Origin of the sequence: Ottowia sp., assembly GCF_016703145.1 — a bacterium.
GTDB lineage: Bacteria > Pseudomonadota > Gammaproteobacteria > Burkholderiales > Burkholderiaceae_C > Ottowia.
On sequence record NZ_JADJCO010000003.1, the window covers coordinates 1,603,759 to 1,628,963 of the forward strand.

General features: G+C 65.0%; 24 protein-coding genes. 8 read left to right on the forward strand and 16 right to left on the reverse strand.

Annotated elements, in window-relative coordinates:
• Positions 1-9 precede the first annotated feature (9 nt).
• The 7 genes from IPG65_RS11495 to IPG65_RS11525 are packed head-to-tail and all read left to right on the forward strand — an operon-like array spanning position 10 to position 6,785.
• A complete protein-coding gene (locus tag IPG65_RS11495) occupies positions 10-1,149 on the forward strand; it encodes an acyl-CoA dehydrogenase family protein (RefSeq protein WP_293189532.1) in 1,140 nt (379 codons plus the stop codon).
• Entirely contained in the window at positions 1,146-2,249 is a 1,104-nt protein-coding gene (locus tag IPG65_RS11500) for an acyl-CoA dehydrogenase (RefSeq protein WP_293189534.1), read from the forward strand. The genes IPG65_RS11495 and IPG65_RS11500 overlap by 4 nt, the downstream gene beginning before the upstream one ends.
• Positions 2,246-3,073, forward strand: a complete 828-nt coding sequence (locus IPG65_RS11505) for an enoyl-CoA hydratase/isomerase family protein (RefSeq protein WP_293189536.1) — start codon at positions 2,246-2,248, stop codon at positions 3,071-3,073. Before IPG65_RS11500 ends, IPG65_RS11505 begins: the two co-directional genes overlap by 4 nt.
• The gene (locus IPG65_RS11510) at positions 3,066-3,932 is read left to right on the forward strand and encodes a MaoC/PaaZ C-terminal domain-containing protein (protein WP_293189538.1); all 867 of its coding nucleotides are present in this window, start codon (positions 3,066-3,068) and stop codon (positions 3,930-3,932) included. Before IPG65_RS11505 ends, IPG65_RS11510 begins: the two co-directional genes overlap by 8 nt.
• 15 nt (positions 3,933-3,947) lie before the next feature.
• Positions 3,948-4,694, forward strand: coding sequence for a 3-oxoacyl-ACP reductase FabG (gene fabG / locus IPG65_RS11515; protein ID WP_293189540.1), 747 nt, complete (start codon positions 3,948-3,950; stop codon positions 4,692-4,694).
• Between the two features lie 14 nt (positions 4,695-4,708).
• Entirely contained in the window at positions 4,709-5,959 is a 1,251-nt protein-coding gene (locus IPG65_RS11520; protein WP_293189542.1) for a thiolase family protein, read from the forward strand.
• A gap of 16 nt (positions 5,960-5,975) precedes the next feature.
• On the forward strand, positions 5,976-6,785 hold the full coding sequence (locus IPG65_RS11525) for a helix-turn-helix domain-containing protein (protein ID WP_293189544.1): 810 nt from the start codon (positions 5,976-5,978) through the stop codon (positions 6,783-6,785).
• A 17-nt stretch (positions 6,786-6,802) separates the two neighbouring features.
• Here the strand turns inward: IPG65_RS11525 and IPG65_RS11530 are convergent, their stop codons facing one another.
• From IPG65_RS11530 to IPG65_RS11560, 7 genes are all read right to left on the reverse strand, one after another.
• Positions 6,803-7,816, reverse strand: coding sequence for an NAD(P)-dependent alcohol dehydrogenase (locus IPG65_RS11530; protein WP_293189546.1), 1,014 nt, complete (start codon positions 7,814-7,816; stop codon positions 6,803-6,805).
• Between the two features lie 13 nt (positions 7,817-7,829).
• A complete protein-coding gene (locus tag IPG65_RS11535; protein WP_293189548.1) occupies positions 7,830-9,275 on the reverse strand; it encodes an MmgE/PrpD family protein in 1,446 nt (481 codons plus the stop codon).
• Positions 9,276-9,495: 220 nt separating this feature from the next.
• Positions 9,496-10,461 (reverse strand): tripartite tricarboxylate transporter substrate binding protein, encoded by a 966-nt coding sequence (locus tag IPG65_RS11540; RefSeq protein WP_293189550.1) that lies wholly within the window; start codon positions 10,459-10,461, stop codon positions 9,496-9,498.
• 112 nt (positions 10,462-10,573) lie between these two features.
• Positions 10,574-12,040, reverse strand: coding sequence for an NAD-dependent succinate-semialdehyde dehydrogenase (locus IPG65_RS11545; protein WP_293189552.1), 1,467 nt, complete (start codon positions 12,038-12,040; stop codon positions 10,574-10,576).
• A 10-nt stretch (positions 12,041-12,050) separates the two neighbouring features.
• On the reverse strand, positions 12,051-13,865 hold the full coding sequence (locus IPG65_RS11550) for a thiamine pyrophosphate-binding protein (RefSeq protein ID WP_293189554.1): 1,815 nt from the start codon (positions 13,863-13,865) through the stop codon (positions 12,051-12,053).
• A 412-nt stretch (positions 13,866-14,277) separates the two neighbouring features.
• Positions 14,278-15,057, reverse strand: a complete 780-nt coding sequence (locus IPG65_RS11555) for an SDR family oxidoreductase (protein WP_293189556.1) — start codon at positions 15,055-15,057, stop codon at positions 14,278-14,280.
• Between the two features lie 28 nt (positions 15,058-15,085).
• Positions 15,086-16,111, reverse strand: a complete 1,026-nt coding sequence (locus tag IPG65_RS11560; protein WP_293189558.1) for a tripartite tricarboxylate transporter substrate binding protein — start codon at positions 16,109-16,111, stop codon at positions 15,086-15,088.
• Between the two features lie 175 nt (positions 16,112-16,286).
• Here IPG65_RS11560 and IPG65_RS11565 point away from each other — a divergent pair, with 175 nt between their 5' ends.
• Positions 16,287-17,093 (forward strand): helix-turn-helix domain-containing protein, encoded by an 807-nt coding sequence (locus IPG65_RS11565; protein WP_293189560.1) that lies wholly within the window; start codon positions 16,287-16,289, stop codon positions 17,091-17,093.
• 61 nt (positions 17,094-17,154) lie between these two features.
• Here IPG65_RS11565 and IPG65_RS11570 read toward each other — a convergent pair whose 3' ends face one another.
• The 9 genes from IPG65_RS11570 to IPG65_RS11610 all read right to left on the reverse strand — a co-directional run bounded on the left by IPG65_RS11570 (position 17,155) and on the right by IPG65_RS11610 (position 25,078).
• Entirely contained in the window at positions 17,155-18,057 is a 903-nt protein-coding gene (locus tag IPG65_RS11570) for an acyl-CoA thioesterase domain-containing protein (protein WP_293189562.1), read from the reverse strand.
• A gap of 292 nt (positions 18,058-18,349) precedes the next feature.
• A complete protein-coding gene (locus IPG65_RS11575) occupies positions 18,350-20,320 on the reverse strand; it encodes a relaxase/mobilization nuclease and DUF3363 domain-containing protein (RefSeq protein ID WP_293189564.1) in 1,971 nt (656 codons plus the stop codon).
• 460 nt (positions 20,321-20,780) lie between these two features.
• A complete protein-coding gene (locus IPG65_RS11580; protein WP_293189566.1) occupies positions 20,781-21,377 on the reverse strand; it encodes a S26 family signal peptidase in 597 nt (198 codons plus the stop codon).
• Entirely contained in the window at positions 21,374-21,907 is a 534-nt protein-coding gene (locus IPG65_RS11585) for a DUF2840 domain-containing protein (RefSeq protein ID WP_293189568.1), read from the reverse strand. Before IPG65_RS11585 ends, IPG65_RS11580 begins: the two co-directional genes overlap by 4 nt.
• Positions 21,904-22,188 (reverse strand): chromosome partitioning protein ParB, encoded by a 285-nt coding sequence (locus IPG65_RS11590; protein ID WP_293190077.1) that lies wholly within the window; start codon positions 22,186-22,188, stop codon positions 21,904-21,906. Before IPG65_RS11590 ends, IPG65_RS11585 begins: the two co-directional genes overlap by 4 nt.
• On the reverse strand, positions 22,185-22,823 hold the full coding sequence (parA, locus tag IPG65_RS11595; protein ID WP_196650090.1) for a ParA family partition ATPase: 639 nt from the start codon (positions 22,821-22,823) through the stop codon (positions 22,185-22,187). Before parA ends, IPG65_RS11590 begins: the two co-directional genes overlap by 4 nt.
• A gap of 253 nt (positions 22,824-23,076) precedes the next feature.
• Complete coding sequence (locus tag IPG65_RS11600; RefSeq protein WP_293189572.1) at positions 23,077-23,910, reverse strand: replication initiator protein A; 834 nt, start codon at positions 23,908-23,910, stop codon at positions 23,077-23,079.
• Between the two features lie 26 nt (positions 23,911-23,936).
• The gene (locus tag IPG65_RS11605) at positions 23,937-24,218 is read right to left on the reverse strand and encodes a helix-turn-helix domain-containing protein (protein ID WP_043376313.1); all 282 of its coding nucleotides are present in this window, start codon (positions 24,216-24,218) and stop codon (positions 23,937-23,939) included.
• Positions 24,219-24,301: 83 nt separating this feature from the next.
• On the reverse strand, positions 24,302-25,078 hold the full coding sequence (locus tag IPG65_RS11610) for a DUF2285 domain-containing protein (RefSeq protein ID WP_293189579.1): 777 nt from the start codon (positions 25,076-25,078) through the stop codon (positions 24,302-24,304).
• Positions 25,079-25,205: the final 127 nt, after the last annotated feature.

The window sequence follows — 25,205 nt, forward strand, 5'->3', positions numbered from 1 at the left end:
GTCAACAATATGACCCCCATGCAAATTCGACTGGGCGAGATGCCGCCCGAATGCGAGGTTCTGCGCCAGGAGGTGCGCGCGTTCCTGCGCGATGCCCTGGCGGGATTTCCGATCGCCGAACGTGCCAAGAGCTGGCAGAACAACAACCGCGAGTTCAGCCGCAAGCTCGGCGCGCGCGGCTGGCTCGGGATGACTTGGCCTAAGCAGTTCGGCGGCCAAGGCCGCAGCCCGCTCGAGCGCTACGTCGTCATCGAGGAACTGCTTGCTGCGGGCGCGCCCGTGGGCTACCACTGGATCTCGGAGCGCCAGAGCGGGCCACTGCTTATCCGCTACGCCCCTGACACGCTCGCGCCCAAGCTGGTGCCGCTCATCGCCAAAGGCGAACTGGGCTTCTGCGCAGGGCTGAGCGAGCCCGACTCCGGCTCCGACCTGGCCTCCATTCGCACCAAAGCCAAGAAGGTAGAGGGCGGTTGGGAAATCACCGGACGAAAGGTCTGGACCTCGCGCGCCCATGACTGCGAGTACATGATCGCGCTGGTCCGCACCGGCGAAAAAAACGAGGATCGCCACGCGGGGCTGTCGCAGTTCCTGGTGGACATCACACTGCCAGGCATCGAGGTGCGCCCCATCCAGTCGCAGTTGGGCACGCACACCTTCAACGAGGTCGTGCTCGATGGTGTGTTCGTGCCGGATGAATGCCTGATCGGCGTCGAGGGCCAGGGCTGGTCGCAGGTGCTCAATGAACTCAAGCACGAGCGATCGGGGCCGGAGCGCTTTCTGAGCAGCACCCAGCTCTATCAACAGATGATCAAGGTCGCCGACCTGCAGCAGGATTCGCAGACGGAGATCGTCGGGCGCGTGTTCTCGAAGTACCTGGCCCTGCGCAGCATGTCGCAGGGCATCGCTCTGATGATGGCCAGGGGCGAAGACCCGGCCGTGCAGGCATCGCTGGTCAAGGATCAGGGCGCGGTGATGGAGCAATCCATCCCGCAGCTGGCGTCCGACTACTTCACCGAGGCAGGACGTGACGACCCCGAGTTCGTCGAGGCCATCGATTATCTGACGGTCGCAGCACCGTCGTTCTCCCTTCGCGGCGGGACCCGGGAAATCCTGCGCGGAATCATTGCACGAGGCTTGGGACTGAGATGAGCGACTCCATCATTGAGGACAGCATTGTCCGATTCTTCTCCAAGGCGCTGGACATCGCGGACTGCGTCAACGCCGAGAAAACCGGCCGTCTTCCCGAACAGTGGAATCTGGCCGTCGAAAGCGGGTTCGCGAATCTGCTTTCCCCAGAATCGCAGGGCGGCGTCGGCGTCAGCTGGACCGATGCCCTCCCGCTGTTCCGGGGACTGGGCTACTACCGCGTGCCCCTTCCTCTGGCCGAGACGGTGATCGCGAACTACCTGATCAATGCGGGCGGGCACGAAGTCGAGACAAGCCTTCCGATTGCACTGGCAGACGAGGTGACGGTCGCGGGCCTGCAGCTTTCCGGCTCGGGAGCCGACGTTGTGGCCGATGGGACTTTGGCCCGCGTACCTTGGGCCCGCGCCTGCGACCTGATCCTGGTCGGCTTGCCCGACGGCCGCATGGGCGTCTGGAACCTCAAGGCGCCGGGCTGTGAGGTCGCGGAGCGCGTCGATGTGACGAAGCTCCCCAGCGACACCGTGGTGCTCAAGGCGGCGCGAGCGGAGTTCGTGTTCGACGCCCCGTTCCCTTTCGTGTCGCAGCCGGCCCGCTACCTTGGCGCACTGGCTCGCTCCGCCATGATCGTCGGAGCTGCGGAGTTCGCACTCGAAACCTCGGTGCAATACGCGCTTGACCGCGTGCAGTTCGGCCGGCCGATCGGCAAGAATCAGGCCATTCAGCAGCAGTTGGCCCAGATGGCAGGCCAGATCGCCGTGGCCCGCCACGCCTCGGAACTGGCCTTCCAGAATGCATCGTCTTGGACCGAACCGGAGCAGGTCGGCGACTCGCTCAGCGCTGGTTGCGCCAAGGTGCTCGCTGGCGAGGCAGCGGACATTGCGACCTCGGTGGCGCACCAGGTGCACGGCGCCATCGGCTTCACCTACGAGCACGTCCTGAACTTCGCGACGCGGCGCATGTGGGTCTGGCGCGAGGATCACGGCACCGCGAGCTGGTGGGCCCGTCGCATCGGCAGCCAGGTGGTGAAGGCAGGCGCCCAGAGCTTCTGGCCGGCCATGAGCCGCACGAGCCTCTATCGCAACATGGAGGAGAGCGCAGCATGACCAGCCATCAAGAGCCCACCGCAATACCGGCAGCGGACGCCATCCTCGTCAGCCGCGACAGTGCGGTCGCCACCATCGAGCTGAACCGTCCGCCGCACAATTTCTTCGACCTGGTGATGGTCGAGCAGATCGCCGATGTGCTCGACGAGCTGGAGGCCGATCCGCGTTGCCGCGTGGTGATCCTCGCTGCCGGCGGAAAGTCGTTCTGCGCGGGGGCGGACTTCAATAGCCGACCCGATTCCGACCGCATCCGGAACCCGAAGAAGACCACGCCCGTGTACCAGGAGGGCATTCGCCTCATGCGCTTCGGCAAGCCCATCGTCGCCGCCATCCACGGGCCTTGCGTCGGCGGGGGCCTGGGCCTCGCGATGTGTGCGGACTTCCGCATCGCCGCGCCGGAAGCGCGTTTCTCGGCCAACTTCAACCGCCTCGGCGTGCACCCGGGCTTTGGACTGTCCTTCACGCTTCCCCGTCTGCTCGGCGTACAGCAGGCAGCGCGCCTCCTGTACACGGGCCAGCGCATCGACGCGCAGGAGGCCCATCGTATCGGTCTGGTGGACACCCTCGCGGCGCCGGGCCAATGTCGGGAAGAGGCCAAGGCGCTGGCTCAGGAGCTCGCGACGTCCTCGCCATGGGCTGTGCAGTCGACCCGTACCACCCTCCGCACGGGCTTGGTCGAAGGCTTCCGCCAGGCCGTGGCGCGGGAGAGCGAGGTGCAGGCCTACCAGATGCGCTCGCCGGACTTCAAGGAAGGCGTTCGCGCCATGACGGAACGACGCGCGCCGCGTTTCTCGGACTACCCCAAGGAGGGCGGACATGATTGATCCCGAACGCCTGATGCGCCACCCGATCCCGGAGGTTCGGCAGAAGTACACCCGCAAGGACACGATGCTCTATGCCTTGGGGCTCGGGTTGGGTCGGCGCAGTTCTGCCTCCTACGAGCAGGAACTGCGCTACGTCTACGAGAAGGATCTTGCCGCGCTGCCGACGATGAGTCTCGTGCTCGGCTATCCGGGGCTGTGGATGGGAGACCCTGCGACCGGCATCGACGTGAAGAGGATGCTGCACGGTGCTCAGGTGGTGCGCGTAGCGAAGCCGCTTCCTGCCGAAGGCGAGGTGGTCGGCACTTCAGCCGTGATGTCCATCGTGGACAAGGGGCCAGGCCGCGATGCGGTGGTCGTGACGCGCCGTCGCGTCATCGACGTGGCGAAGGACGAGTTGCTGTGCGAACTCGACAACGTGTCGGTGCTTCGCGGTCAGGGTGGGTTTGGCGGCGAAGCGGCCGGTGCGCCGGTCTTCGTGGGTATCCCTGAGCGCACACCTGACCTGGTGGATCACTGGGAGTTGGACGAGCGCGCGGCGTTCATTTACCGGCTGAGCGGTGACTACAACCCCTTGCATGTGGACGATGCGCTCGCCACGTCTGTGGGGTTCCCTCGGCCCATCCTGCATGGGCTATGCACGCTGGGCTCCAGCGTGTGCAGCGTGTCGCGCGCGGCGCTCGGATTTGAGACCCAGCGCATCGGCGCGGTGGCCGCTCGTTTCACCGCGCCCACTTATCCCGGCCAGCGGCTGCGCACCGAGATTTGGCGGGAGGAAGGCGAACTGCGTTTTCGCTGCTTCACCGAGGGCGAAGGCGCGGCCTGCGTGCTCGATAACGGCAGTATTTCATTGACTAGCTAGACGAATGGAGATGACATGGATTTCGGTTTGAAAGACCAAGTGGTGATGGTCACCGGCGGAGGCAGCGGCATCGGCGCTGAAGCCGCCCGGTCGTTCGCTGCCCAAGGCGCGAAGGTCGCTATCGTGGATCGCAATCTGGCGGGAGCCAACGCCGTGCGCGAGGAGATCGCCGCCACAGGCGGATTGGCCGCCGCATACGAGACGAACGTGACCGACGAGGTCTCGGTCCAAGAGACGGTGGACGCCATCCAGCGCGATCTGGGACCCGTGAGCGTGCTGGTGAACAACGCGGGCTTCACGCGCGACATGAAGATCGTGCGCATGAGCCTGGCCGACTGGAGCAGCGTGGTCGACGTGATCCTCAAGGGTGCCTTCCTGTGTTCGCGGGCCGTGATCCCGGCCATGGTGGAGGCCGGGTACGGCCGCATCGTGAACATTTCCTCGCGGGCGCATCTGGGCAACCCCGGCCAGGCCAACTACTCGTCAGCCAAGGCCGGGATCATCGGCTTCACCCGGGCGCTTTCGCTGGAGTACGGCAAGAACAACATCACGGTGAACGCCGTGGCGCCTGGGATCATCAATACGGCGGCCGTTACCAACCTGCCGCACTACGGAAAGATCAAGGAAGCGGCGGAGAAGACCACGCCCATCCCGCGTATCGGCGAGCCCGAGGACGTGGCCAACGCCATCGTCTTCCTGGGCTCGCGACTCTCGTCCTACATCACGGGCGAGACATTGCATGTGACCGGCGGACGGTACTGATCAAGGAGACACGAATGTCAAACGTCTATGTGATTGGCGCCGGGATGACCAAGCTCGGCAAGCACCTCGAACGCAGCGTCAAGGACTTGTCCCGGGAGGCCATTGACGCAGCCCTGGCCGATGCCCACCTGACCAAGGATGCCGTGCAGGCCGCGTGGTTTTGCAATACGCGCCAGGGCGCCCTGGAGGGGCAGCACGGCGTCCGCGGCCAGGCCTCGCTGCGCGCCTATGGCTTTGAGAGCATTCCTATCTTCAATACGGACAACGCCTGCGCCAGCTCCAGCTCGGGCCTGTTCCAGGGCTTCGCCGCCGTCAAAGCGGGCCTGTTCGAGGTGGCCTTGGTCGTCGGCGCCGAGAAGATGAACTTCCCCGAAAAGCGGGAGGCCATGTTCGAGGCGTTCAAGGGAAGCTGGGACCGCGACCTCGCGGACGAGCACCTTGCGCGCCTGCTGGCGCTGGGACAGGACGTTCTGCCTCCCGACTCGGCTGCCTCAGGGTCGGCCGAGCGATCCGTCTTCATGGACATCTACTCCGCGCAGGCGCGTTTCCACATGAAGATGTTCGGCACCACGGTGGAGCAGATCGCGCACGTGGCCGCAAAGAACCACTGGCACTCCCAGTGGAACCCGTTTGCGCAGTACCGCCATCCCATGACCGTCGAGGAAGTGCTCGCCGACAAGATGATCGCCTGGCCCATCACCCGATCTATGTGTGCCCCCATGACGGACGGTGCCTGCGCACTGGTGGTGGCGTCGGATGACTTCGTCCGCAAGCAGGGGCTCGCCAGCCGTGCGGTGCGCGTGCGCGGCATGGGTGTAAGCAGCAGCTCCGACCGTGCCGCGAAGGACGTGTCTCACCACCTCACGCGGGTGGCGGCGTTCCGCGCCTATGACATGGCGGGGGTCGGCCCGACGGACATTTCGCTGGCGGAACTGCACGATGCCTCGGCCATCGCTGAGATCCTGCACATGGAGAACTGCGGTTTCTGCGAATACGGCCAAGGCGGCCCCATGGTCGCCAGCGGGGTTACCCGGCTCGGGGGGAAGCTGCCGATCAACGTGTCGGGCGGCCTGCACTCGAAAGGGCACCCGATCGGAGCGACCGGCGCGATTCAGGTGCATGACCTCGTGCGCCAGTTGCGCGGCGAAGCGGGCGAAAACCAGGTTCAGGGGGCCAAGCTGGGCATGGCGGAAAACGGCGGCGGGTTCCATGGACTGGAAGAAGCCGCCTGCGTCGTGACGATCCTGGAGGCGCCCCAGCGCTGAACGAGGGTGACCCGAGATGCACGAGAGCCGTCGGTTGAGCCGCGAGACTGGCAGCTTTGTCAGGGTCACACCAGGTAGTCAATCTCTGGCGCGCGGCATACAGGTTCTGCGCGCGTTCCTCGAAGCAGCGCCAAGCCTGTCCAACTCGGAGCTGGTGGTGCGTACGCACTTGCCAAAGGCGACGGTGAGTCGCCTTTGCCGCTCGCTCGTCGATGCCGGGATGCTGGAGTTTGACCCGGATGAAGAGGCCTATCGGCTCGCGCCATCAAGCCTGAGCCTGGGCCGTGCCTTTCAGTTCAGCCGCTCTGAACTGGGCACGGTGAATGGTGTGCTGAAGACCTTCGCCCGCGAGCACCAGGTCAATGTTGGGTTGTCTGCTCCCGATCATGGGCACATGGTGTATGTCACGACCTTTCGAGAAAGTCGCGGTGCGCAGACGCGCACCGTGGCATCGGGCCTGCGCCTTCCCATGGCCACCTGCTCGCCGGGCATTGCCTACTTGGCTTCGGCCAATCCGAAGAGGCGGGCAACCGTCTACGGTGTCCTTGAGACATACCACGATCGCGACTGGCCCGCAGTGCGGTCAACCTTGGAGCAAAACATTGCTGACGCGATCGCCCGGGGGTACAGCCAAGCCACGTCTGTTTTTGGCAATGCCGGGCTCGGTGCCTCAGTGAAGGGGCGCGGTGGGGCTGCTTATGCAGTCAGCGCCAGCTATTTGCCTTCGGTTGGGCTGCCACCCGATCTCACCGTCGAAAAGCTAGGGGAAGCAATAGTCGCACTCGCGCACGAGCTGGAGAAGGCTTGGGGCGGACCGCAGATCTGAGCTGCGGACGCGGTGGGTCACCATTGCGCAACGATTTTGCCGAAATGGCCTCCCTTCGCTTGAAGCCTGAAGGCATCGCCCAGGTTCTCCAACGTGAAGCGCCGATCGATCACAGGACGAATGCCCGTCTGCTCAAGGGCGGCGACATATTCCTGCTGCTGCCGGCGACTACCAACGATGAACCCGTGCAGACGCACTTGTTTACCCAGCATCAATCCTGTCGGTATAGCGCCCTCGCGGCCGGTCAGGACGCCGATCAGAGATATGTGCCCGCCTACGCGTATGGCGCGGATGCTGTTCGCGAGCGTGCCTGGCCCTCCGACCTCGACGATATGGTCCACACCGTGCCCAGATGTCAGCGAGAGGACCGTGTGGCTCCAATCCGGTGATCTCTGATAGTTGACGACCTCGTCAGCACCCAGCGCACGGGCGCGAGACAGCTTCTCATCTGACGAGGAAGTAACGATGACGCGGGCGCCCATGGACTTGGCGATCTGCAGCGCGGCGATCGAGACGCCGCCGGTCCCCAACACGAGCACCGTGTCACCGGCTTTGAGCGCCCCATTCACCGCCAGCGCACGCCAAGCTGTAAGGCCCGCCGTGGTGATGGTCGCCGCTTCGGCATGCTCCCAACCACGAGGTGCCCGGGTGAAGCTCGTCGCCGGACGAACGGTGTACTCGGTGGCGTAGCCATCGATGCCATCGCCCGGCGTACCTCGAAAGTTGCCCACGGCGTCGCACGGGGAGCCGTCAAGCCACTGCGGAAAGAAAACCGAGACCACATGATCTCCGAGGTTGAAGTCGGTGACCCCCTCGCCAACAGCCTCGACGACCCCTGCACCGTCGGACATCAGCACACGGCCGTCGTCCGTGGGAAACCGCCCGTCAGCGACTTGCAGGTCATGGTAGTTCAGCGAGGTTGCATGCAAGGCGACCCGTATCTGCCCTGGCCCGGGATGGCCTGGGTCTGGGAGGTCACGCAGTTCCAGATGCTCTAGCCCAGCCGGTGAACGTACAACGATGGCCTTCATGGTGGCATTTCCTTCATGTCGAAGCGCTATTCAAGTCATGCTCGGCGGCCCCGATACGGGCCATCGATGAGGAGAACCCGTGCAGGACACTGCCGGGCTGGCAAAGCATCCGCATCGATTCGATGAGGGCGCGCCCTGCGCCGGAATCGCTGAAGCGTTCGCTCACGGCAAGCAGCTTTTGCTCAAGTTGGGCACCGGAAGCAGGCATGCTCGGCCCGCCTGGGTTGTACTCCACCGTCGCCTCGAAGACACGCCCATCCGACATTTCCACGCGCACGCCCCCGGGAAACTCACCAGGGAAAGTCCGAAAGTCCGCGGTTTCATAGTCGATCTTCTGCATGACGGGCGCCAACGCCGGATCGGCCACGCGCTCTGGCAGGAAGCTGTGAAGATCGACATGCCCGTCGACGATGGCCCTCGCGAGGACATAGGGCAGGCTGAAGCGTGCTTCGTAGACGGTGCGTGGCGCCCGCTTGTGTGCCAGCGGCTCGCACACCAGTTGCCGGAAGAACTCGGGGACCAGCCCTGTTATGCGCTTGATGTTCGGCAGATCTTCTCGTCCGAGGCCATGCTGGGCGCGAACAAGGTGCCACGCGTCAATGACCGCATGCACCCCGTAACAGGCGGGATAGAGCTTCGTCGCGGCATCGACCCCTCGCCAATCGTCGCCGTACCCCGCGACAGCAGCGAGAGGATCGATGGATTGGGAGATGAACGCCTGGAACACCCCCTTTTCACCTTCAAGTACCGTCCGAGGGCCGGTCAGACCGCCTTCGGCGAACTGGACCGCACGCACGGCACCTTGCGCCACCCACCCGGCATGCAATTGCTTCACGTCACTGCCGTCGGCCAGATATTCCATCAGCCCGCCCGTGAGGCTGCCTGCGATGCCTCCCGCGTGCGTGGCGCTCTGGAGGGAGACTCGCTTCAGCCGGCAGACGGCGGCAGTGGCGCCGAAGATGCCAAGCACGGCCGTCGGCTGAAATCCCTGGCGTTGGAACTTGCCAGGCACCAGCGCCGCCAGGCGTGACGCGATCTCATAGCCGATGGTCACAGCAGCGAGCACGTCCGGACCGCTGGCGTTCACCTCCTGGCCCACCGCCAAGGCAGCGGGAACGATGACGACGCCCGGGTGAAGAGTGGACAGCGCATGGGTGTCGTCGTACTCAACGGCATGAGCAAGCGTGCCGTTTGCGAGACACGCCAGCGCTGCCGATGCCGTTTTTCCCTTGGACGCCCATATCGATGCCGGGCCTGCGCTGCCTTCGGTCTGAACGACTCTGCTTGCCATGAGCCCTTCACCCACGCTTGCGCTCGCAAGCGCCGATGCGACCGTGTCGATGACGCGATCGCAGGCCTTGGACAAGACCGTGGAGGGAAAAGCAGATGTGGGCTGCTCCAGCGCCACCTTCACAAGTTGCTGCCACAGGCTCAACTGCGACCGCGTCGTGGTTGACATACGAATGCGTCCCTTGGTACCAACGAATTTCTGCCGGCTCATGATGGCGATCTACATCAAGCGACATCAGCCGCGCGCACGCAACGTGCTGCAATCTCCGGCGATGAAGCCACGGCCGGCCGGTATCCCGATCGCCCAACCAGTGCTGGGTTGAGAGCACGCCGGCAAAAGAGGGGCGAAACCTCGACGGCCCGCTTCCGGCGGCTTTTGTGCTCGTGCCTTACTGAATCTTGATGCCCAGCTTGCGTACGATTCCGCCCAGCTCTGCCTGGGTCTTGAGGAACGTCTCCTTGAATTGCTCCGGTCCCTGCGCGTCGGGGATCAGGCCACGCTCCATCAACTCCTTCTTGATGGCGGGCTCTGCGACCACTTGTTGGATGGTTGCAGAGAGCTTCTGCACGATTGCAGGCGGCGTTCCCTTCGGCGCAACGAGGCCATGCCACGTGTACATGTCGAAGCCCGGATAGCCGCTCTCCGCAACCGTGGGGATATCCGGGAGGTACGGCAAGCGCTCCTTGGTGGTCACCAGCAAGGGCTTGAGCTTGCCGGAGCGGATGTACGGCAGCGCCACAGTGGGGTCAGAAAAGTACAGATCGATCTGGCCCCCCAGAAGGTTCTGCACCGCAGGAGCGGCCCCCTGAAATGGCACATGCGTCGGGCGGGCACCGATCCGGTCGGCGAACGCCTCCATCACCAGGTGATTGGCGCCACCTTGCCCCCAACTGCCATAGTTGACCTTGTCACCTTCTTTCTTCATGTAGGCGATCACATTCGCGCCGTCGGTGACGGGTAGATTGGGCCGCGCCAACAGCACGAAGGGAACCCGCGCCATCAACGCGATGAAATCCAGATCACGCTCCGCCGAATACTGGAGGCTCGGATAGAGGCTTCCATTGGAGGCAATCTGCTCGGCGGTGTGCAGAACGGTGTATCCGTCCTTGGGTGACGAGAGCAGAACTTGCGTGGCGATGACGGTGTTGCCGCCCGGGCGGTTGTCGACCACGATGCTCTGCTTCAGGACCTCCGAGGCTCTGTGCGTCATGAGCCGGGCGATGTTGTCGCCGCCTCCGCCTGCAGGGTAGGGGACGAGCCATCGAATAGGCCGCGAGGGATAGTCCTGTGCGGAGGCGAGTGTGGCCCCGAACAGGAATGTCACGGCCGTCAATGCTGTGGCGAGAATACGCATGATGAGTCTCCTTTGTCTTCAAGATTGGTTGGGTGCTTGCCGGGGGTGAAGGGCGCATGCCGCGGCGGGCGATCCTTAGTGAGCCGACCCTCGCCGCATGCTGTCGTGGTGGTCAGCTGTGCATGCCGCCCAGGCACACGTACTTGACCTCCAGGTAGTCGTCGAGACCGTGATGGGAGCCCTCGCGACCGATGCCGGACTCCTTGATCCCGCCGAACGGCACGGCTTCGTTGGCCATCAACCCGACGTTCACGCCCACCATGCCGGTCTCCAGCGCCTCCGCGACGCGCCAGATGCGCGTGATGTCCTTGCTGTAGAAGTAGGAGGCGAGCCCAAGCTCCGTGTCATTGGCTGCTTCAAGCAGCTCCGCTTCGTCGGTGAACCGGAAGAGCGGGGCAAGCGGGCCGAACGTCTCCTCGCGGGCGACCTTCATGTTCGCTTTGGCATCCGCAAGCACTGTTGGCTCGAAGAAGGAACGGCCGAGGGCGTGCCGCCGACCTCCGACGAGTACACGGGCGCCCTTGGAGAGCGCATCCGCGAGGTGGTCCTCCACCTTCTCCACGGCCCGCGTGTCGATGAGCGGCCCCATCGTGACGCCCGCCTCAGTCCCCGGGCCCACCTTCAGCTCTTTGACCTTCTCGACCAGCTTCGCAGCGAACTCGTCATAGATGCGATCGTGGACATAGAACCGATTCGCGCCGACGCAGGCTTGCCCCGCGTTGCGGAACTTCGATGCCAGCGCACCCTCCACGGCCGCATCGACGTCTGCGTCCTCGAACACGATGAACGGCGCGTTCCCGCCAAGTTCTAGCGCCATCTTCTTGATAGTGCTGGAACACTGGGCCATCAGCTTCCTGCCGACGCCGGTCGAGCCCGTGAAGGACAGCTTGCGCACGATCGGGTTCGTCGTCAGCTCCAGCCCGATCTCCTCGGGTGCACCGGTGATGACGTTGAAGACGCCCGGGGGTATCCCGGCACGTTGCGCCAGCTCTGCTAGCGCCAATGCCGAGTAGGGCGTGTTGCTGGCCGGCCGCACCACCATCGTGCATCCGGCCGCAAGGGCTGCTCCCGCCTTGCGCGTGATGATGGTGCTGGGGAAGTTCCACGGCGTGATGGCTGCGCACACACCGACCGGCTGCTTGATGACTAACACGCGGCGGTCGGCCGCGGGCGCAGGGATGGTCTCGCCGTAGGCGCGGCGCGCCTCCTCGGCGAACCATTCGATGAAGGCCGCGCCGCTCACCACCTCCGAGCGTGCCTCGGACAAGGGCTTGCCTTGCTCGGCCGTCATCAGCTTGGCCAGGTCGTCCTGGTTCTCGATGATGAGGTCGAACCACCTTCGTAGCAGCCGGCCCCGCTGCTTTGCCAGGGTGGCGCGCCAGCCGGGCAGGGCTGCGTCTGCTGCCTCGATGGCGCGGCGCGCTTCCGCCGCGCCCATCTGCGGGATGGTACCGACGATGTCGCCTGTGGCGGGGTTGGTCACGGCGACGGTGTCGCCGGAATCCGAACTGATCCACTGGCCATTCACGAAGGCTCGCGTGCGCAGCAGGTTTGGATCTTTCAGGGCAAGCTCGCTCATCGGGATGACCTCAATCTTCTTTGGAGAAGGTGGGCATCACGAAGCCGTGACCTTCCGGTGCATCCACGAGGCCCGGCTTCCAGGTAGCGTTGAAGTCCTTCGGATACGGGTACCAGGCAGAGCGATACTGCGGTGTCTCGATCTCGGTGGCCACGCTGATCACGGTGGGCTTACCGCTGGCCAGGGCGGCTTCGAACGCACGCTTGAAGTCCTCGGCCTTCTCGACGCGGACGCCGACGCAGCCCATGCCCTCGGCCATCTTGGCGAAGTCCGGCCCCCAAAGCTCAGTTTCGCCCTTCTTGCGGTAGTCGCACAGCGACTCGCGGCCATATATCTTGAACATCGCCTCGCGTTCGATCTGCAGCGACTTGTTGTCGAACACCACCGCAATCACAGGCAGCTTCTGCTCGACGGCAGTGAGCATGACGGTCGCACGCATGATGAATGCCCCGTCGCCCAGTAGCGCCACGGCAGGCTTGCCCCCGCTCGCCATGCTGGCGCCGATGGCCGCCGATGCGCTCCAGCCCATGCGATGCATGAAGCTGCTGTGGTAGACGTTGCGCGACGATGCGCGCAGGAAACACGGGCCAAAGCTGAGCATATGGCCGGTGTCGAAGAATACCGACATCTCGGGACATTGCGACTCGACGACCTGGCTCACGTCCTCGCAGACGCGGGCGTAGTGCAGTGGCGAGATGTTGGACTCGCGCAGCGGCTTGACCGCCTCGTTGAAGGCATCGCGTTCCTTGGCGAGTTCGTTCGTCCAGCTTGTGCGTTCCTTGATCCCGGCGCTCTGCGCGGCCTTCGTCAAGGCCTCCAGTGCTAGACGCGCGTCCGAGTTCAGGGCGACCTCGGTCGGATAAGCCCTGCCCAGTTCGTTCTCGTCGATGTCCACGTGGATCAGCTTGGCGTTGCCGGGAATGTCGAACAGCGTCCAGCCGCCGGTGTCGATGTCTGTGAAGTGGGTTCCGACGCCGATGATCAGGTCGGAGCGGCGGGCCATGTGGTTTCCGTGCAGCGAGCCCGCGCGTCCGACGATGCCGGCAGACAGTCGGTGCGTCTCCGGGAAAGCAGCCTTGCCCGCAGAGGTGGCGACGACCGGCGTGCCGGTGGCCTCGGCAAAGTCGAGAAGTGCCTGATGCGCGCCACTATTGGCGATGCCGCTTCCGAACACCAGCAGCGGGCGTTCGGCCTTCTCCAGCAGTTTGATAGCGTCGGCGATTCCCTTCGGATCCGGGCCGGGCCGGCGGATTCGCATGTAGGGCATTGGATCGGGCAGGCTGTCTTCGGGGATCAGCGCATGCTGGATGTCGAACGGGATGGCCATGACCACCGGACCCGGCCGGCCCGACAGTGCCGTCTTGTAGGCGCGCAGGAACATGTCGATGCAGGTGTCCGGGCGTGTCGCCATCCCGGCCTTTTTGCAGATCGGCCGGATCGCCCCCGCGAAGTCTTCAGGGCCATCGCGGTAAGCTTCCTCGATGCCTCCCCGGTCAAACCAGTGCGTGGCGCCGACGCCGACGATGGCGAGCATGGCGATCGACTCGTAGTACGCCGTGGCGATGGCCGGCATGATGTTGGCGTTGCCGGGGCCGACGCTCGTCGTCACGATGGGCAGTGCGCCCCCGCGCTTGTAGCGCCAGTAGCCATCAGCAAGCTCCACCGCCTGGTCTTCCATCCGCGCGCTGATGCACTCGATCTTGGTGTCGTAGACCAGGGCATCGAGCAGCCCCCAGTTTCCATGGCCGTTGAGGCCGAAGACGAACTCCGTGCCCATTTTTTCGAGCAGTCGCGCAATGCCGGCGGCTACAGTGATTTGTCCCATATCAGTCCTCTTTCGTGTCTTCAGAGTGGTATTGAAAAGTCGGCGACACGCGATCTCGAAACACCTCGTGCGGATGAAAATTTATCAGCGAGATACCGATGAAGAAAGAATGGTGTTTCGGTATACGGAACATCAAGCAAAGACGCAACGGGCGACACCTCCGTTAAATCCGGACGCACGCACACGTGCCTTCATCGCCTGTTGGATGGGGTGCGTCTGCAATATGGGATGCGAGCAATGAGCAGCAGATGCCGTCCATCAATGGACGCATCCGGCTACTGCTGCGGCCGGCACGGTGCTTTTCCGGCGCTGAAGACGCACCGTCAGATGCCGTGCCAGGCTTGATGGCCGGTCCTCGGAAGCCGTGCGGACCTGGCTCGAATCGAGCAACAATCCCTGGGCTGGCGAAGTACTACGCCGTTGCCCCGGCGTCGATTGGAAGCGCGACGCCCGTGATGAACGACGCTTCGTCGGAAATCAGGAAAAGCGCTGCACTGGCAATCTCTTCGGGCTTTGCCGTGCGACCGAACGCATTGCCGGTGGCCCGCTTTTTGACCAACTCCTCTACGTCTTCGTTCTGGGCCGCCTCGTCGTCGGGCTGCTTGACGAAGACGCGCAGCATCGGCGTGTCGGTGGCAGTTGGGCACACGGCGTTGAATCGAATCCCATCCCTGCCGAAGCGCTTCGACAATGATTTCATCAGCCCCACGATGCCGAACTTGGCGGCCGAGTAGACAGGACTCACTGGTGAGCCAACGAGACCCGATGTTGACGCTGTGAACAGGACGCTTCCGCCGCCGCGTTGTCGCATGAGCGGGACCGCCTCCACGACGGACGCCAGTGCCGCTCGCAGATTCAGGTTGATCGCGAGATCGAAATCGGCCAGGTCCAGACCTTCGACGGCGGCTGCACCGGGATGCCCGGCGTTGGGCCAGAGAAAATCCACGCCGCCGAATTCTTCTTGGCAGGTGCGCACGATCTGTCGCGCAAAGTCTTCTTGGGTGAGATCACCGATTGCAGCGACTGCCGCGCCCCCCGTGGCTCGAATGGCCGCGACGGTCTCTTCGGCTGCTCTTTGATCCCGATCAACCACCAGGACTTTCGCACCTTCGTGGGCGAACCGGATGGCGCCAGCGCGGCCAATTCCCGATGCAGCGGCGGTGATGATTCCGCATTTGTTGACGAGTCTCATGAATGTCCTCCTTGACGACGGTGCCCGTCTATTCGATGACGATGTTGAGTTCGCGGGTCATGTTCTGGAACGCCGGCCAGGTCTGGGCAATGAACTCCTTGAGGGCGGGTCCGGTCAGCGTGGGGCTGTCAGTGACGCCGAGCTGGGCGAGCACCGCCTTGACTTTGTCGGAGGCATGAGCGGACTTCTGGATCAGCTCAGCGATACGCTGAACCACCTCGGTTGGCGTGCCGCGCGGAGCCAACACCATGTTCGACTCCAGAAGGCTCTGGAACGCCGGCCCCTTGAAGCCTTCGTCAGCCCAACTCGGCACGCCTGGCGCCAGTGGATTCCCGCGGCTGCCCTGGATCATGACGACGGGCTTGAACGACCCGCGCTGGATGCCGCCCGCCAAGCCGACCATCGATCCCGCTCCCATGTCGATGTTCCCGGCCATCAGGTCGAGCGCCATCGGGCCGGTGCCCTTGTAGGTCACGATGTCGAACTGGCCTCCTGTCTGCTTGGCAAGTTGCATGACCATCATTTGCCAGCCGGACCCAACACCATAGTTGCCCACCGAAACAGGCCGCGTCTTGGACAGCGCGATGAGTTCCTTCAGGTTGGTAACCGGCAGGTCCTTCTTGACGACGCCCAGCGACACACCGGTATTGAATGTTCCGACCGGAACGAGGTCCCTGGCTGGGTCGATCGGTGCCTTCTTGAGCAGGACCGGCGCCTGCGCCAGTTGGCTGTGCAGGGTGATCAGAAGTGTGTATCCGTCCGGCGCCGAGCGCGCCACGGTGTCGGCTGCGATCATGCCGAGGCCGCCCGGCTTGTTCTCCACGACCACAGGGGTTTTGAGTTCGGTGGTGAGAAATTCCGCGAGCGCGCGCGCGGTTGCATCGTTCGATGAACCGGGTGCCTGAGCAGCGACAATGCGAATGGGTTTGGAGGGCCACTGCTGAGCCAGCACGGGCCGTGAAAAGCTGCTGGCCGCCAGAGCACTCCCTGCTGCAAGCAGAACCCGTCGGCGTGTCCGATTTACCGAAGCGCGTTCGGCGTATCTCCTGTCCATGTGTGCCTCCTGTGATTTCGGCCGGAGCACGTCTGGTCCCCGGTGGTGAGCCCGGAAGATTAAGTCTGTAAGATGGCGCGGGGAAGCCGCGTGTTTCGCAGACCGGAACAATCCAAGCGTTGCGCGGTTCGAACATCCAGGGCCGCAAGGTCGTCTTTCTTGTTCAGGGGGAACCATGCAAACGAGTCGCCGCATTAGCCGGGAGACCGGAAGGTTTGTCCGCGTTACACCTGGCAGTCAGTCACTGGAGCGGGGTATCCGAATTCTCCGAGCCTTTCTGGGGGGCACCCCGAGCCTGTCCAATTCGGAACTGGTGCAGAGGGTGCAGTTGCCGAAGGCGACCGTGAGCAGGCTGTGCCGCTCTCTGGTGGATACGGGACTTCTTGATTTCGACGTGAAAGAAGAGGCTTACCGTCTGGCGCCATCGTGCCTGAGCCTGGGCCGGGCGTTTCAGTTCAGCCGTTCCGAGTTGGGCACGGTCAATGGGTTGCTCGAAACCTTCGCCCGCGAGAACCAGATCAACGTCGGTCTGTCAGCGCATGACCATGTCCACATGGTCTATGTGACCACCTTTCGCAAAGGCCGTGGCGCCCAGACACGCACGGTGGCTGCAGGGCTTCGCTTGCCGATCGAAACGTGCTCTCCCGGCATCGCGTATTTGGCTCATCTTGGAGCGAATGAACGCGCTGCCGTCTACGAGCTTCTGGCTGATGAGCACGGCCCCGCTTGGCCGAAGGTTCGCGGGCCGTTGAATGCGGCTATCCGCGAGGCTCTGAGGCGGGGATATAGCCAAGCAAGCTCTCTTCTTGGGAATGCGGGCGTAGGCACCATCGTGCGGGGGCCGCAGGGGTCCATATATGGCCTCAACGCCAGCTATTTGGCGTCTGCCGGTCTTCCTCCCCAACTCACTGTGGAGACACTTGGCGAGAAACTGCTTGCGCTGGCCGAGGAGGTGGAAGGTGTGTGGGGTACGACGCGTTGATGAGGCGCGGCACGCTCGCGCCGCCCGAAGGCGGACGTGCGCGCCCATGCCTGCCGGGTGGTCAGGAGTTTGGCTCCTTCATGAAACTCGCCTGAGCGCGCAGCGTCGTTCGCCCCTGGTCGTCGGTCGCCTCGCATTCGATGCATGCGAGGCTACGACCGACGCGCAGCGACTTGGCCCGAATCACGACTCCGGTATGCGGACTCGCTGAGATGTACTGTGCGGAGAGATCGATCAGCCGCCAGCCTTGCGGAAGTGCTGAGGAGCAAGTCCGCGCCGCGATGCCGAGCAGTACGCCGCCCTGAATATCGCCGACACGGTTTCCGACGTGCATGCCTCCTTCCACACGACGCTCTGCCCATTCTTTCCCCTGCCCGGAAGGAGCGCTCCAAAACCGTTCGAGGAATGGGTGCTCTGCGAGGGAGCGGGTGTCAGCGTACCGCGCTCGGTCGAAGACGAGCCGTTCTTCCGACGTCAAATCCGCAGTGGCAAGGGGATCGATCGATTCGAGCGTGCTGCGCTTTGGCAGGGGATGAGAGGCCGAATTGCGTGCGCTATCGAGAACGGCAAAGGTGCCTTCTCCGGTACAGCAGAGCTTGCCGTTCGCGACGACAGACAGACTCGCTGCCGTCATCTGCATAGCGGGGCCTGGATAGCTCAATTTCAGCTCGGCCGCCGCGTGAAGATCTCCTTCTCCAGGGAGTATGCCTAAGCTAAGCCGTATGCTGACCGTCGCGACGCGAGCCGTGGGCCCCATCTGGCTCCGTACTGCACCGGCCATCGCCACATCCGCGAGAACGCCCAGAGCTTCCAATGACACTGCCCCATTCGCGTCGATGCAATGCGGGCCTGCACGCATGACTACTTCGGCGTGGTGCCCCTCAAGGCGCCCGAATGCAAGCCCCAAATAGTGGGCTGGAAACTGCCACCCCGGAACTCGATTGGCGTTCAGCGCTTGCAGCACGCGATGTATTTGGGATTCACGTTTCATCTAATCCTGATTCAGCTCGGGAACGGCGATTCCGCTCGATATGGAGACCTTAACGCGCATCACAGGAGCGGTGAGCCATTTGCTCATGCAGCGCACCCACCGTGTTTCGCTGACTGAAACGTTCGATGGCTGCCCAAGGCAGGCGACGTTGCTTCGGGCGCATCATTGCTGTTTGTCGACTGCCTGTATGCAACTCTGATGGGGAGCAGCGGTCAAGCACTTCACAAGCCTTGCACCATTGCGAGTGAAGTCCTGAGCATCAACTTTAAGAGCTACTTATCCCCCGTTGTCGCCCAATCTCCCACGACACCCCGCCGCTGCGCATCGTGGCGATAAGCTGCTGCCCCATCCGCTGATCGATCACCAGCTTCCACGGCACCAGGCTGAACCCCATGCCGTCATCGAGCATCGCGTAGCGCCCGCTGGCGAGCATGACGGAGCGCCGGTAGATGCCGGCAACGCACTGGCCGTCGGCCACCGGGCGATGCTCCAGGCCGGTTTCGGCGGCAATGTCCTTGGCGGCCTGTGCGAGCTCTCGATTGCGCAGCGTGCCCAACAGGTTGCGCGCCAAGATCACGCGCTGCCCGCGCCGCTCAGCCAGCCCCTGTTCGGCCAGGTAGTCGGCGCGCTTCTGGAGCGCGTCCCGGACGTCGCTGCCAAAGCCCAGGTCGCCGAGGCCCGAACCACCACCGATAAGTTGCTGGTCGAGCCAGGTGGCCCCGATCACGCGCGCTTGCCGCTCGATGGGCAGGTGCGATTTCAGTTCCACGGCCACGCCGCCAAGGCGCTGCGCGTCGTAGCGGCGGCCCTGCTCGGGCAGGTCGACGGGCACTTTCCATAGACCTTCGGCTACGCGCTCCACGATGCCAGCCCGGCGCAGGGCTTCCAACCGTCGAACGTGGGCGGCCACCACCTCTAGCGGATCGCGGCCAGGCACGGCCTGCCCCTGGGCGATGGCAAGGTGATGATCGGTGCGGTACAGGCCACCGCTCGCCAGCGCGGCGATATTGCGATCGGCCGCGCGCACGTCGGTCGAACCCTTCACCTCCACCACGGAGCCGGTTGGATAGTTCGCCAGCTCGTCGCGGGCGTTGAGCGCGACGTAGTGGGCCTTGCCGTCCACCCCGTCGATGACCAGATAGCCCCGGTCGCGCAGTTCGTCGGCCAGCCCCTTCGCGGCCACGCGGCCGAGGATGGTTCGGCCATCGTCTCCCGGCTCGAACACCGCCAGTTCGCGCGGCTCGCCGCGCATGGCGCGCTGCATGGTGCGGATGATGTCGCCGCGCTCGCCCAGGGCGCGCAGGGTCTTTTCCGCATCGGCATGGACGGCCCAGGTGCCCGGCCGCAGCTCGTCGGCCAGGCCCAGGCGGTGCAAGCGTTGCAGGCGGCCGATCAGCAGCAGGCGCTGGCGTTGCAATCTCGGCTCGTTGAGGCGTTCGACAGGCAACAGGCCATCGTCGCCCAGCTCGCGCTTGAGCGTGCGATCCAGGCTCGTCCACCGCTCTTGCTCCACCTCGCGCTGCAAAGTCTGCTGGATCTCCAGTTCGGTGCGCGGCCCCAGCCATTCAGTCGCCAGCTCGGCGGCGCGATGGCGGAAGCCATCGGCGATGTAGTCGCCCGCGATGATGAGGTCTTTGCCGGTGTCGTCGCGCCCGCGCACGATGAGGTGCGTGTGCGGGTTGTCGGTGTTCCAGTGATCGACTGCCACCCATTCCAGCCGCGTGCCCAGGTCGGCCTCCATGCGGCCCATCAGGTGTCGCGTGTAGGTGCGCAGGTCTTCCAGCTCTGCACCGTCCTCGGGTGAGAGGATGAAGCGGAAATGGTGCCGGTCGTCGGCGCAGCGTTCCTTGAACGCATCGAGGTCGGCGGCATCGGTCTGCGGCCCGTAGGCTTGGCCCAGCTCGCCGTCGCGTCCCACGCCATCGCGCTCGATGTAGCGCAGATGCTTGGCGAGCGACTGCGGGCTGGCCTGGCGCTGGTTGACCAGCAGCGTCTTGATGGTCACGCGCCGCGACATGGGCGTCAGCTTCGCGCCCGCGAAGCGCGCCGCCGTGTGGCCACGTCCGAGGCGCGAGCCGGGCCGCTGGCCGGTGCCACGCGCCGATGCCGGACGGCGCACCGAGGACTTGCCGCCGCTGGCCTTGCCCGCCTGCTTGAGCACCTTGGAAACGAAGCCCTGGCCCCGGTTCTTCGGGGCGCTGGGACGGATGCGGAAATCATCGCGGCGGTCGGTCATGGTTGCCTCCCCGGAAAGTTGAGGCGTGTCCGGTCGTGCGAAGCACGCGGGCATGCCTGTATCGGCGCGGGCCTCGCGCCCCATGCGGCACGGCGGCGAAGCCGCTGCGTGCCGCGCCACCCCCACGTGCAGACTGGCTTTGCGGGCCGACAGGTGCCGCACCCTTTTGTCTTGCCTTCCGCCTTTGCCCCTCGCTGTCGCTCCGGGCGTCGGCGGCCCGGCGGCGCTGCTGCGCGAGCAGCCAGCGCGCCGGCGAACGCGGCCAGGGCCGCAGGCCGGGCGCGTTCGAGGCAAGACGCCTGCACGTGGGATGGCTGCGCCGGAGGCAGCGCGAAGTGCGGTGCCCAATGCGCAGGATTGACACCCGCATTGCACGCGTGACGAAACAGCGACAGCCAGCAGAACGACACGCCCGATGGCACGATGAGATGCACGGCAACGTGCAGCGAATCGACGGCCATCATGGGCGGGATTCCAGCCAGACCGGATGCGCAATGCCGATCACGGCGGATGCACTGACCGGCCCGAAATAACGGCTGTCGAACGACGCCGGGTTGGTCACACTCAGCAGGAACAGTTCGCCAGGGCGAAGGCGCCGACACTGCGGCCAAGATGACAGCGGACGGCCCAGCCGGTCGGCGGGCCGAACGGCAGCCATCGGCACGCCGTCGATCCAGACCAGTGCATCGAAAACGCAAACGTGTTGTGGCGCGACCGCGCCCACACGCTTGAGCAGTGGCACGCGCGCCGGCAGGTAGCCGCGCTGCGCGGCCAGCGCGGCAGCCTCTGGCGGCAGCGTGGTCAGAACGATGCTGTCCACGGACAAAGGACGTGGCAGCGAGCCGGTGCCGTGGCCCAGCGGATCGACGCGATACCAGCCGATGGCCACGCTGTCGGACGGGTTGTAGATCAGGCGCGGCAGCGGCTTCATGAAGGACGCCCAGGCCAGCGCAGCGAGGCTGCAGGCGGACAGGCCCGCCAGCACGATGCGAGCGCGCAAATGTGCGCGGGGCGAGCGAGGATGCGACGCTGTGCCGGCAGTGGAAACGGCGGTCATGGCAGCGCCCTCCCGATGAGCCAGGCGACGTGCCGCTCGGTGCTGTATTCGGGCAATGGCAAGCGTGCGGCCAGGCGGTTGGCGAGCGTGCGCCAGTACGCGGGCGAAGCACCGGTAGGTGCGATGCCCAGTGCCTCGATGGCGTCGATGCGCTCCAGCACGGCGCGGACTTGGTTCTCGCCCTCAACGTGCAGCAGCAGGCGCGCGCCCGGCTGCACGCCGGGAATGCGCTGCGCCGCATCCAGCGGTGTGCAAGCCTGCATGACCATGAGCTGCCAGCGCACGGTGCCATAGTCGTTGGCCTGCCAGCGGATGCGGCACAACATGGCGCCTGGCAGGAACACCGCGCAGCGCCTCCAGCGGTCGAGCTGGAGCGTGCGCGCGGGTTCGCCGAAGCGCAGATAGAGCTTGAAGCGCGGTTCGATGTAGGCCAACGCCACGCGCGTCAGCGGCGCGCTGGCAGGCTGGCCGAAAGATGCGGCGAGCGCAGCCGTAGCCGCGCCAGCGGCAGGCGAAGCGGGTGCGGTCATGGCGTGTTCTCCCTGCGGTGTTCTGGAAACTCCCGCTCCAACAGGCTGCGCAGCAGGTCGGCCACGGTCACGCCCTGCGTGAAGGCCGATACCTTGATGCGCGAACGCATGGCGGGCGTGATATCGAGGGTCAGGCGCGCGGTGTAGAGGTCGCCCTTTCCCAGCGCATCGGCGTCGCCCTGGCGAATCCACGCCTCGGCGTGCGGATTCGCGGGCGGACGCGCGCCGATGCCGACGCGCTTGGCCGTGCGTTTGCTGTTCGGTGGCGGCTTCGCTGTCATGTCGGCCACCGCAATAGTTCATCCACCAGTGCGGTGATTTCGCGCGCGGCGGCACTGTCCGGTGCCGTCTCGCGGGCGAGCCGGCCAGCGGCTACGCTGTCGGCGAAGACGATGCGTTGATGCACTTCCGCGCGCAGCGCAGGAAGCGGCTGGTCGGCGAGCGCCTGGCGTGCTTCGCGCCCGATCACGGTGGTGCTGACGCGCCGGTTGATGACAAAGGCCGCGCGTAGCGCAGGCCGAAACACCTGCGCCTCGCGGATCAGCGCCACCATCTCTGCGCTGGCCCACAGGTCATAGGGGCTGGGCTGCACCGGGATCAGCACGCGCTCGGCCGCCAACAGCGCGGAGCGCGCCAAGGCGGCGATCCTGGGCGGCCCGTCGATGACGACGTGATCGGCCCGCCTGGCGAGTTCTGGCGCTTCCTGATGCAGCGTTTCGCGTGCCAAGCCCACGGCGCTGAACAGCCGTGGCAAGCCTTGCTGGCTTCTGCGCTGCGTCCAGTCCAGCGATGAACCCTGCGGGTCGGCGTCCAGCAGGACGACGTGCTGCCCACGCAGCGCGAGTTCGCCCGCGATGTGGGTGGCGAGCGTGGTCTTGCCCACGCCGCCTTTCTGGTTGAGCAGCGCGACGATCATGGCCTGGCCCTCCATGTTGGAAAACCGGGCTTTGCCTGCTGCGGTTGTGGCCGCGTGGCGGTTGTCCACCGCGACGGCGTTTCTCTACTACAAGTTAGAGAATTTAAGTTAGGTAAGTTAAGGGAGGTCGAAACCCGCACCGGTATTGGCTTTGCGGCCGATCCGTACTCCTGATAGCACGAGGGACGTACTCCCGATAGCACGATACCCCGTACTCCTGATAGCACGAATCCGTCCACAAGCTGCGCACCGTTTATCCCCGTGCCGTGAACGGCACGGGCCGGAAGGTCAGCAGCTCGGCACTGTTGTCCGGCATCCGCTCGATGCCCAGGACGTAGCCGGGCAGAGACTGCCGCGCGACCAGCGCGCGCAAGTCGTAGGCGAAGTCCGAGAAGCGCGTAGCGCTGCCCGACTTGCGGTACAGGTGTCGGAAATCGAACTGCCAGCCACCGGGCTGCCGCCCGCCGTGCTTGCGCACCAGGCGGTACAGCCAGCGCTCGATGCCACCCGTCAGCCGGAAATACGCCGGGTCGATGGTCAGCACCAGGGCCGCATCCAGCACGCCCGCATAGAACCAATCCGGCAGGATCAATTCGAGGCCCAGCGGCGTGCCGCGAGCATCGGCCAGCTCCTTCCACTCGTTGATCCATGAGAAGCGGTGCAGCCGTCTTCCCGTGGTCTCGCGGATCGACGTGGCCACCGTGGTGGACTGCAAGCGATCCAAAGCCGCTTTGAGGCGCTGGTAGTCGCGCAGCGACGTGCCGCGCCCGATGAAGCGCAGGATCTCGTAGGGCGTGGCCTGCATCAGCCGCGAGGGGCGCAAGCCCGCATCGCGCGCTTCCACGATCTGGCTGGCCGCCCAGATCAGGATGTCGGCATCCCAGATCGTGGCGATGCCGTGCTCGGCCGTTCCCTCCACGCGGATCGTGATGCCGCTGGCACGGAAGTCGATCGGCGCCACGCGCCGCGACTTCGCCAGCGAGAAGAACGGAAAGGCCATCAGGTCCTGGCTGTCGCGCGGCGCCATGTCGCCCGGCAAGGCGCGGAACAGATCGAGCTGTTCGCGCTCCTGCGAGGGTTTGGACATGGCGAAGCCCACCCGCGCACCGCCGATCAGCGCGCACGGCTGTCCGCCGCATGGTGCTCGGCGTACTCGGGATCGGAAGTCGTCTCGAAGCTGCGGTCGGCCGCCCAGGCATCGAGGTCGGCCACGGCGTACATGACGCGGCGGCCGAACTTGCGAAAGCGCGGGCCGCCGCCGATCACGCGCTGCTTCTCCAGCGTGCGCGGCGACAGCCGCAGGTACTCGGCGGCTTCGTCGTTGGTGAGATAACGCTGCGGCTGCGCGGCAGCGGTCGAGACAGTGGCGGCAGGCCGCAAGGGAGCGGGACGCATGGTGTGAACCTCCATCGGTTTTGAAGCTCCGGCCACACAGCGCAACCGGATGGAGGCAGTCTCAGAAAACGAAGCTCTCCTGCTCAGGGACGTTTTGCGTCCCCTTCAAAACGTCCCTTCTCAAACGGCGGAAGCTGTGCTAGTCGGCGGTAGCCGCCGCGCATCAACGCATCGCCGCGCCGTGCCAGACGCCGCACGCGGGCGCGCAGGTCGCCATCGGCGTGCCAGTCAGCGGCCACGGCATCTGCACCGAACAGTCCTTCGGCCACCTCGCGCAAGGACGCGCCCGCCAGGGTCGCGTCGAGCGCCTGCAGGGTGTGCAACTCCAGCAGCGCGGCAGGCGTTGGCCTGGGCTTGGTATCGGCCAGGGCTGCGCCAGGCACATGACCGCGCGCAGGTGCGGTAGCGCCGCCGCGATGGGCATAGGCCACGGCCATGCCGTCTTCCAGGCCATGCGCCAGCACGAAGCGCAGGCACTGGCCGGGGCGGAGCGCGATCAGCGCCAGCCCTTTGCCGTCATGCAGCAGCTGCTTGTGGCCGGGGATACGCCAGAACGCGAAGGTCACAGCGTCGGACGGCGGATCGGCATCGGGATAGAGCTGCACCACGCCGGCATGGCCGGGCAGCCAAGCCGGATGCGCGTCGCGCGCATCCAAGGCCGGGTCTTCCAACAGGCGCAAGCCCCAGCGATGCGCCGCCTGCTGTGCGGCTTCTGGCCGGCGATGCTGGCGCAGCCAGTCGAGCCGGTAATCGGGATGACGGCGCAGGTACTCCCAGGCCAGCGCGAGCGCATCCAGCCACAAGACGTAGAGGTAGGCGGCGGTGGGATACCAGTGCGCAAGATGGTGAGGATCGACCATGACGAAAGCTCCTGTCGAAATTCAGGAACGCCGCCACGGCGAGAAACGCGGAGCTATCGCATCAAGGTCAAAACATCATCAGAATCGGGGCAGGCTGTAACCATTGGTAGTCAAGACCGATGGGCTC

Bases quoted from the DNA above. Each gene is read 5' to 3' on its own strand.
- IPG65_RS11495 (WP_293189532.1), top strand. From the start codon at position 10: ATGACCCCCATGCAAATTCGACTGGGCGAGATGCCGCCCGAATGCGAG.
- IPG65_RS11500 (WP_293189534.1), top strand. From the start codon at position 1,146: ATGAGCGACTCCATCATTGAGGACAGCATTGTCCGATTCTTCTCCAAG.
- IPG65_RS11505 (WP_293189536.1), top strand. From the start codon at position 2,246: ATGACCAGCCATCAAGAGCCCACCGCAATACCGGCAGCGGACGCCATC.
- IPG65_RS11510 (WP_293189538.1), top strand. From the start codon at position 3,066: ATGATTGATCCCGAACGCCTGATGCGCCACCCGATCCCGGAGGTTCGG.
- fabG (WP_293189540.1), top strand. From the start codon at position 3,948: ATGGATTTCGGTTTGAAAGACCAAGTGGTGATGGTCACCGGCGGAGGC.
- IPG65_RS11520 (WP_293189542.1), top strand. From the start codon at position 4,709: ATGTCAAACGTCTATGTGATTGGCGCCGGGATGACCAAGCTCGGCAAG.
- IPG65_RS11525 (WP_293189544.1), top strand. From the start codon at position 5,976: ATGCACGAGAGCCGTCGGTTGAGCCGCGAGACTGGCAGCTTTGTCAGG.
- IPG65_RS11530 (WP_293189546.1), bottom strand. From the start codon at position 7,816: ATGAAGGCCATCGTTGTACGTTCACCGGCTGGGCTAGAGCATCTGGAA.
- IPG65_RS11535 (WP_293189548.1), bottom strand. From the start codon at position 9,275: ATGTCAACCACGACGCGGTCGCAGTTGAGCCTGTGGCAGCAACTTGTG.
- IPG65_RS11540 (WP_293189550.1), bottom strand. From the start codon at position 10,461: ATGCGTATTCTCGCCACAGCATTGACGGCCGTGACATTCCTGTTCGGG.
- IPG65_RS11545 (WP_293189552.1), bottom strand. From the start codon at position 12,040: ATGAGCGAGCTTGCCCTGAAAGATCCAAACCTGCTGCGCACGCGAGCC.
- IPG65_RS11550 (WP_293189554.1), bottom strand. From the start codon at position 13,865: ATGGGACAAATCACTGTAGCCGCCGGCATTGCGCGACTGCTCGAAAAA.
- IPG65_RS11555 (WP_293189556.1), bottom strand. From the start codon at position 15,057: ATGAGACTCGTCAACAAATGCGGAATCATCACCGCCGCTGCATCGGGA.
- IPG65_RS11560 (WP_293189558.1), bottom strand. From the start codon at position 16,111: ATGGACAGGAGATACGCCGAACGCGCTTCGGTAAATCGGACACGCCGA.
- IPG65_RS11565 (WP_293189560.1), top strand. From the start codon at position 16,287: ATGCAAACGAGTCGCCGCATTAGCCGGGAGACCGGAAGGTTTGTCCGC.
- IPG65_RS11575 (WP_293189564.1), bottom strand. From the start codon at position 20,320: ATGACCGACCGCCGCGATGATTTCCGCATCCGTCCCAGCGCCCCGAAG.
- IPG65_RS11580 (WP_293189566.1), bottom strand. From the start codon at position 21,377: ATGACCGCCGTTTCCACTGCCGGCACAGCGTCGCATCCTCGCTCGCCC.
- IPG65_RS11585 (WP_293189568.1), bottom strand. From the start codon at position 21,907: ATGACCGCACCCGCTTCGCCTGCCGCTGGCGCGGCTACGGCTGCGCTC.
- IPG65_RS11590 (WP_293190077.1), bottom strand. From the start codon at position 22,188: ATGACAGCGAAGCCGCCACCGAACAGCAAACGCACGGCCAAGCGCGTC.
- parA (WP_196650090.1), bottom strand. From the start codon at position 22,823: ATGATCGTCGCGCTGCTCAACCAGAAAGGCGGCGTGGGCAAGACCACG.
- IPG65_RS11600 (WP_293189572.1), bottom strand. From the start codon at position 23,910: ATGTCCAAACCCTCGCAGGAGCGCGAACAGCTCGATCTGTTCCGCGCC.
- IPG65_RS11605 (WP_043376313.1), bottom strand. From the start codon at position 24,218: ATGCGTCCCGCTCCCTTGCGGCCTGCCGCCACTGTCTCGACCGCTGCC.
- IPG65_RS11610 (WP_293189579.1), bottom strand. From the start codon at position 25,078: ATGGTCGATCCTCACCATCTTGCGCACTGGTATCCCACCGCCGCCTAC.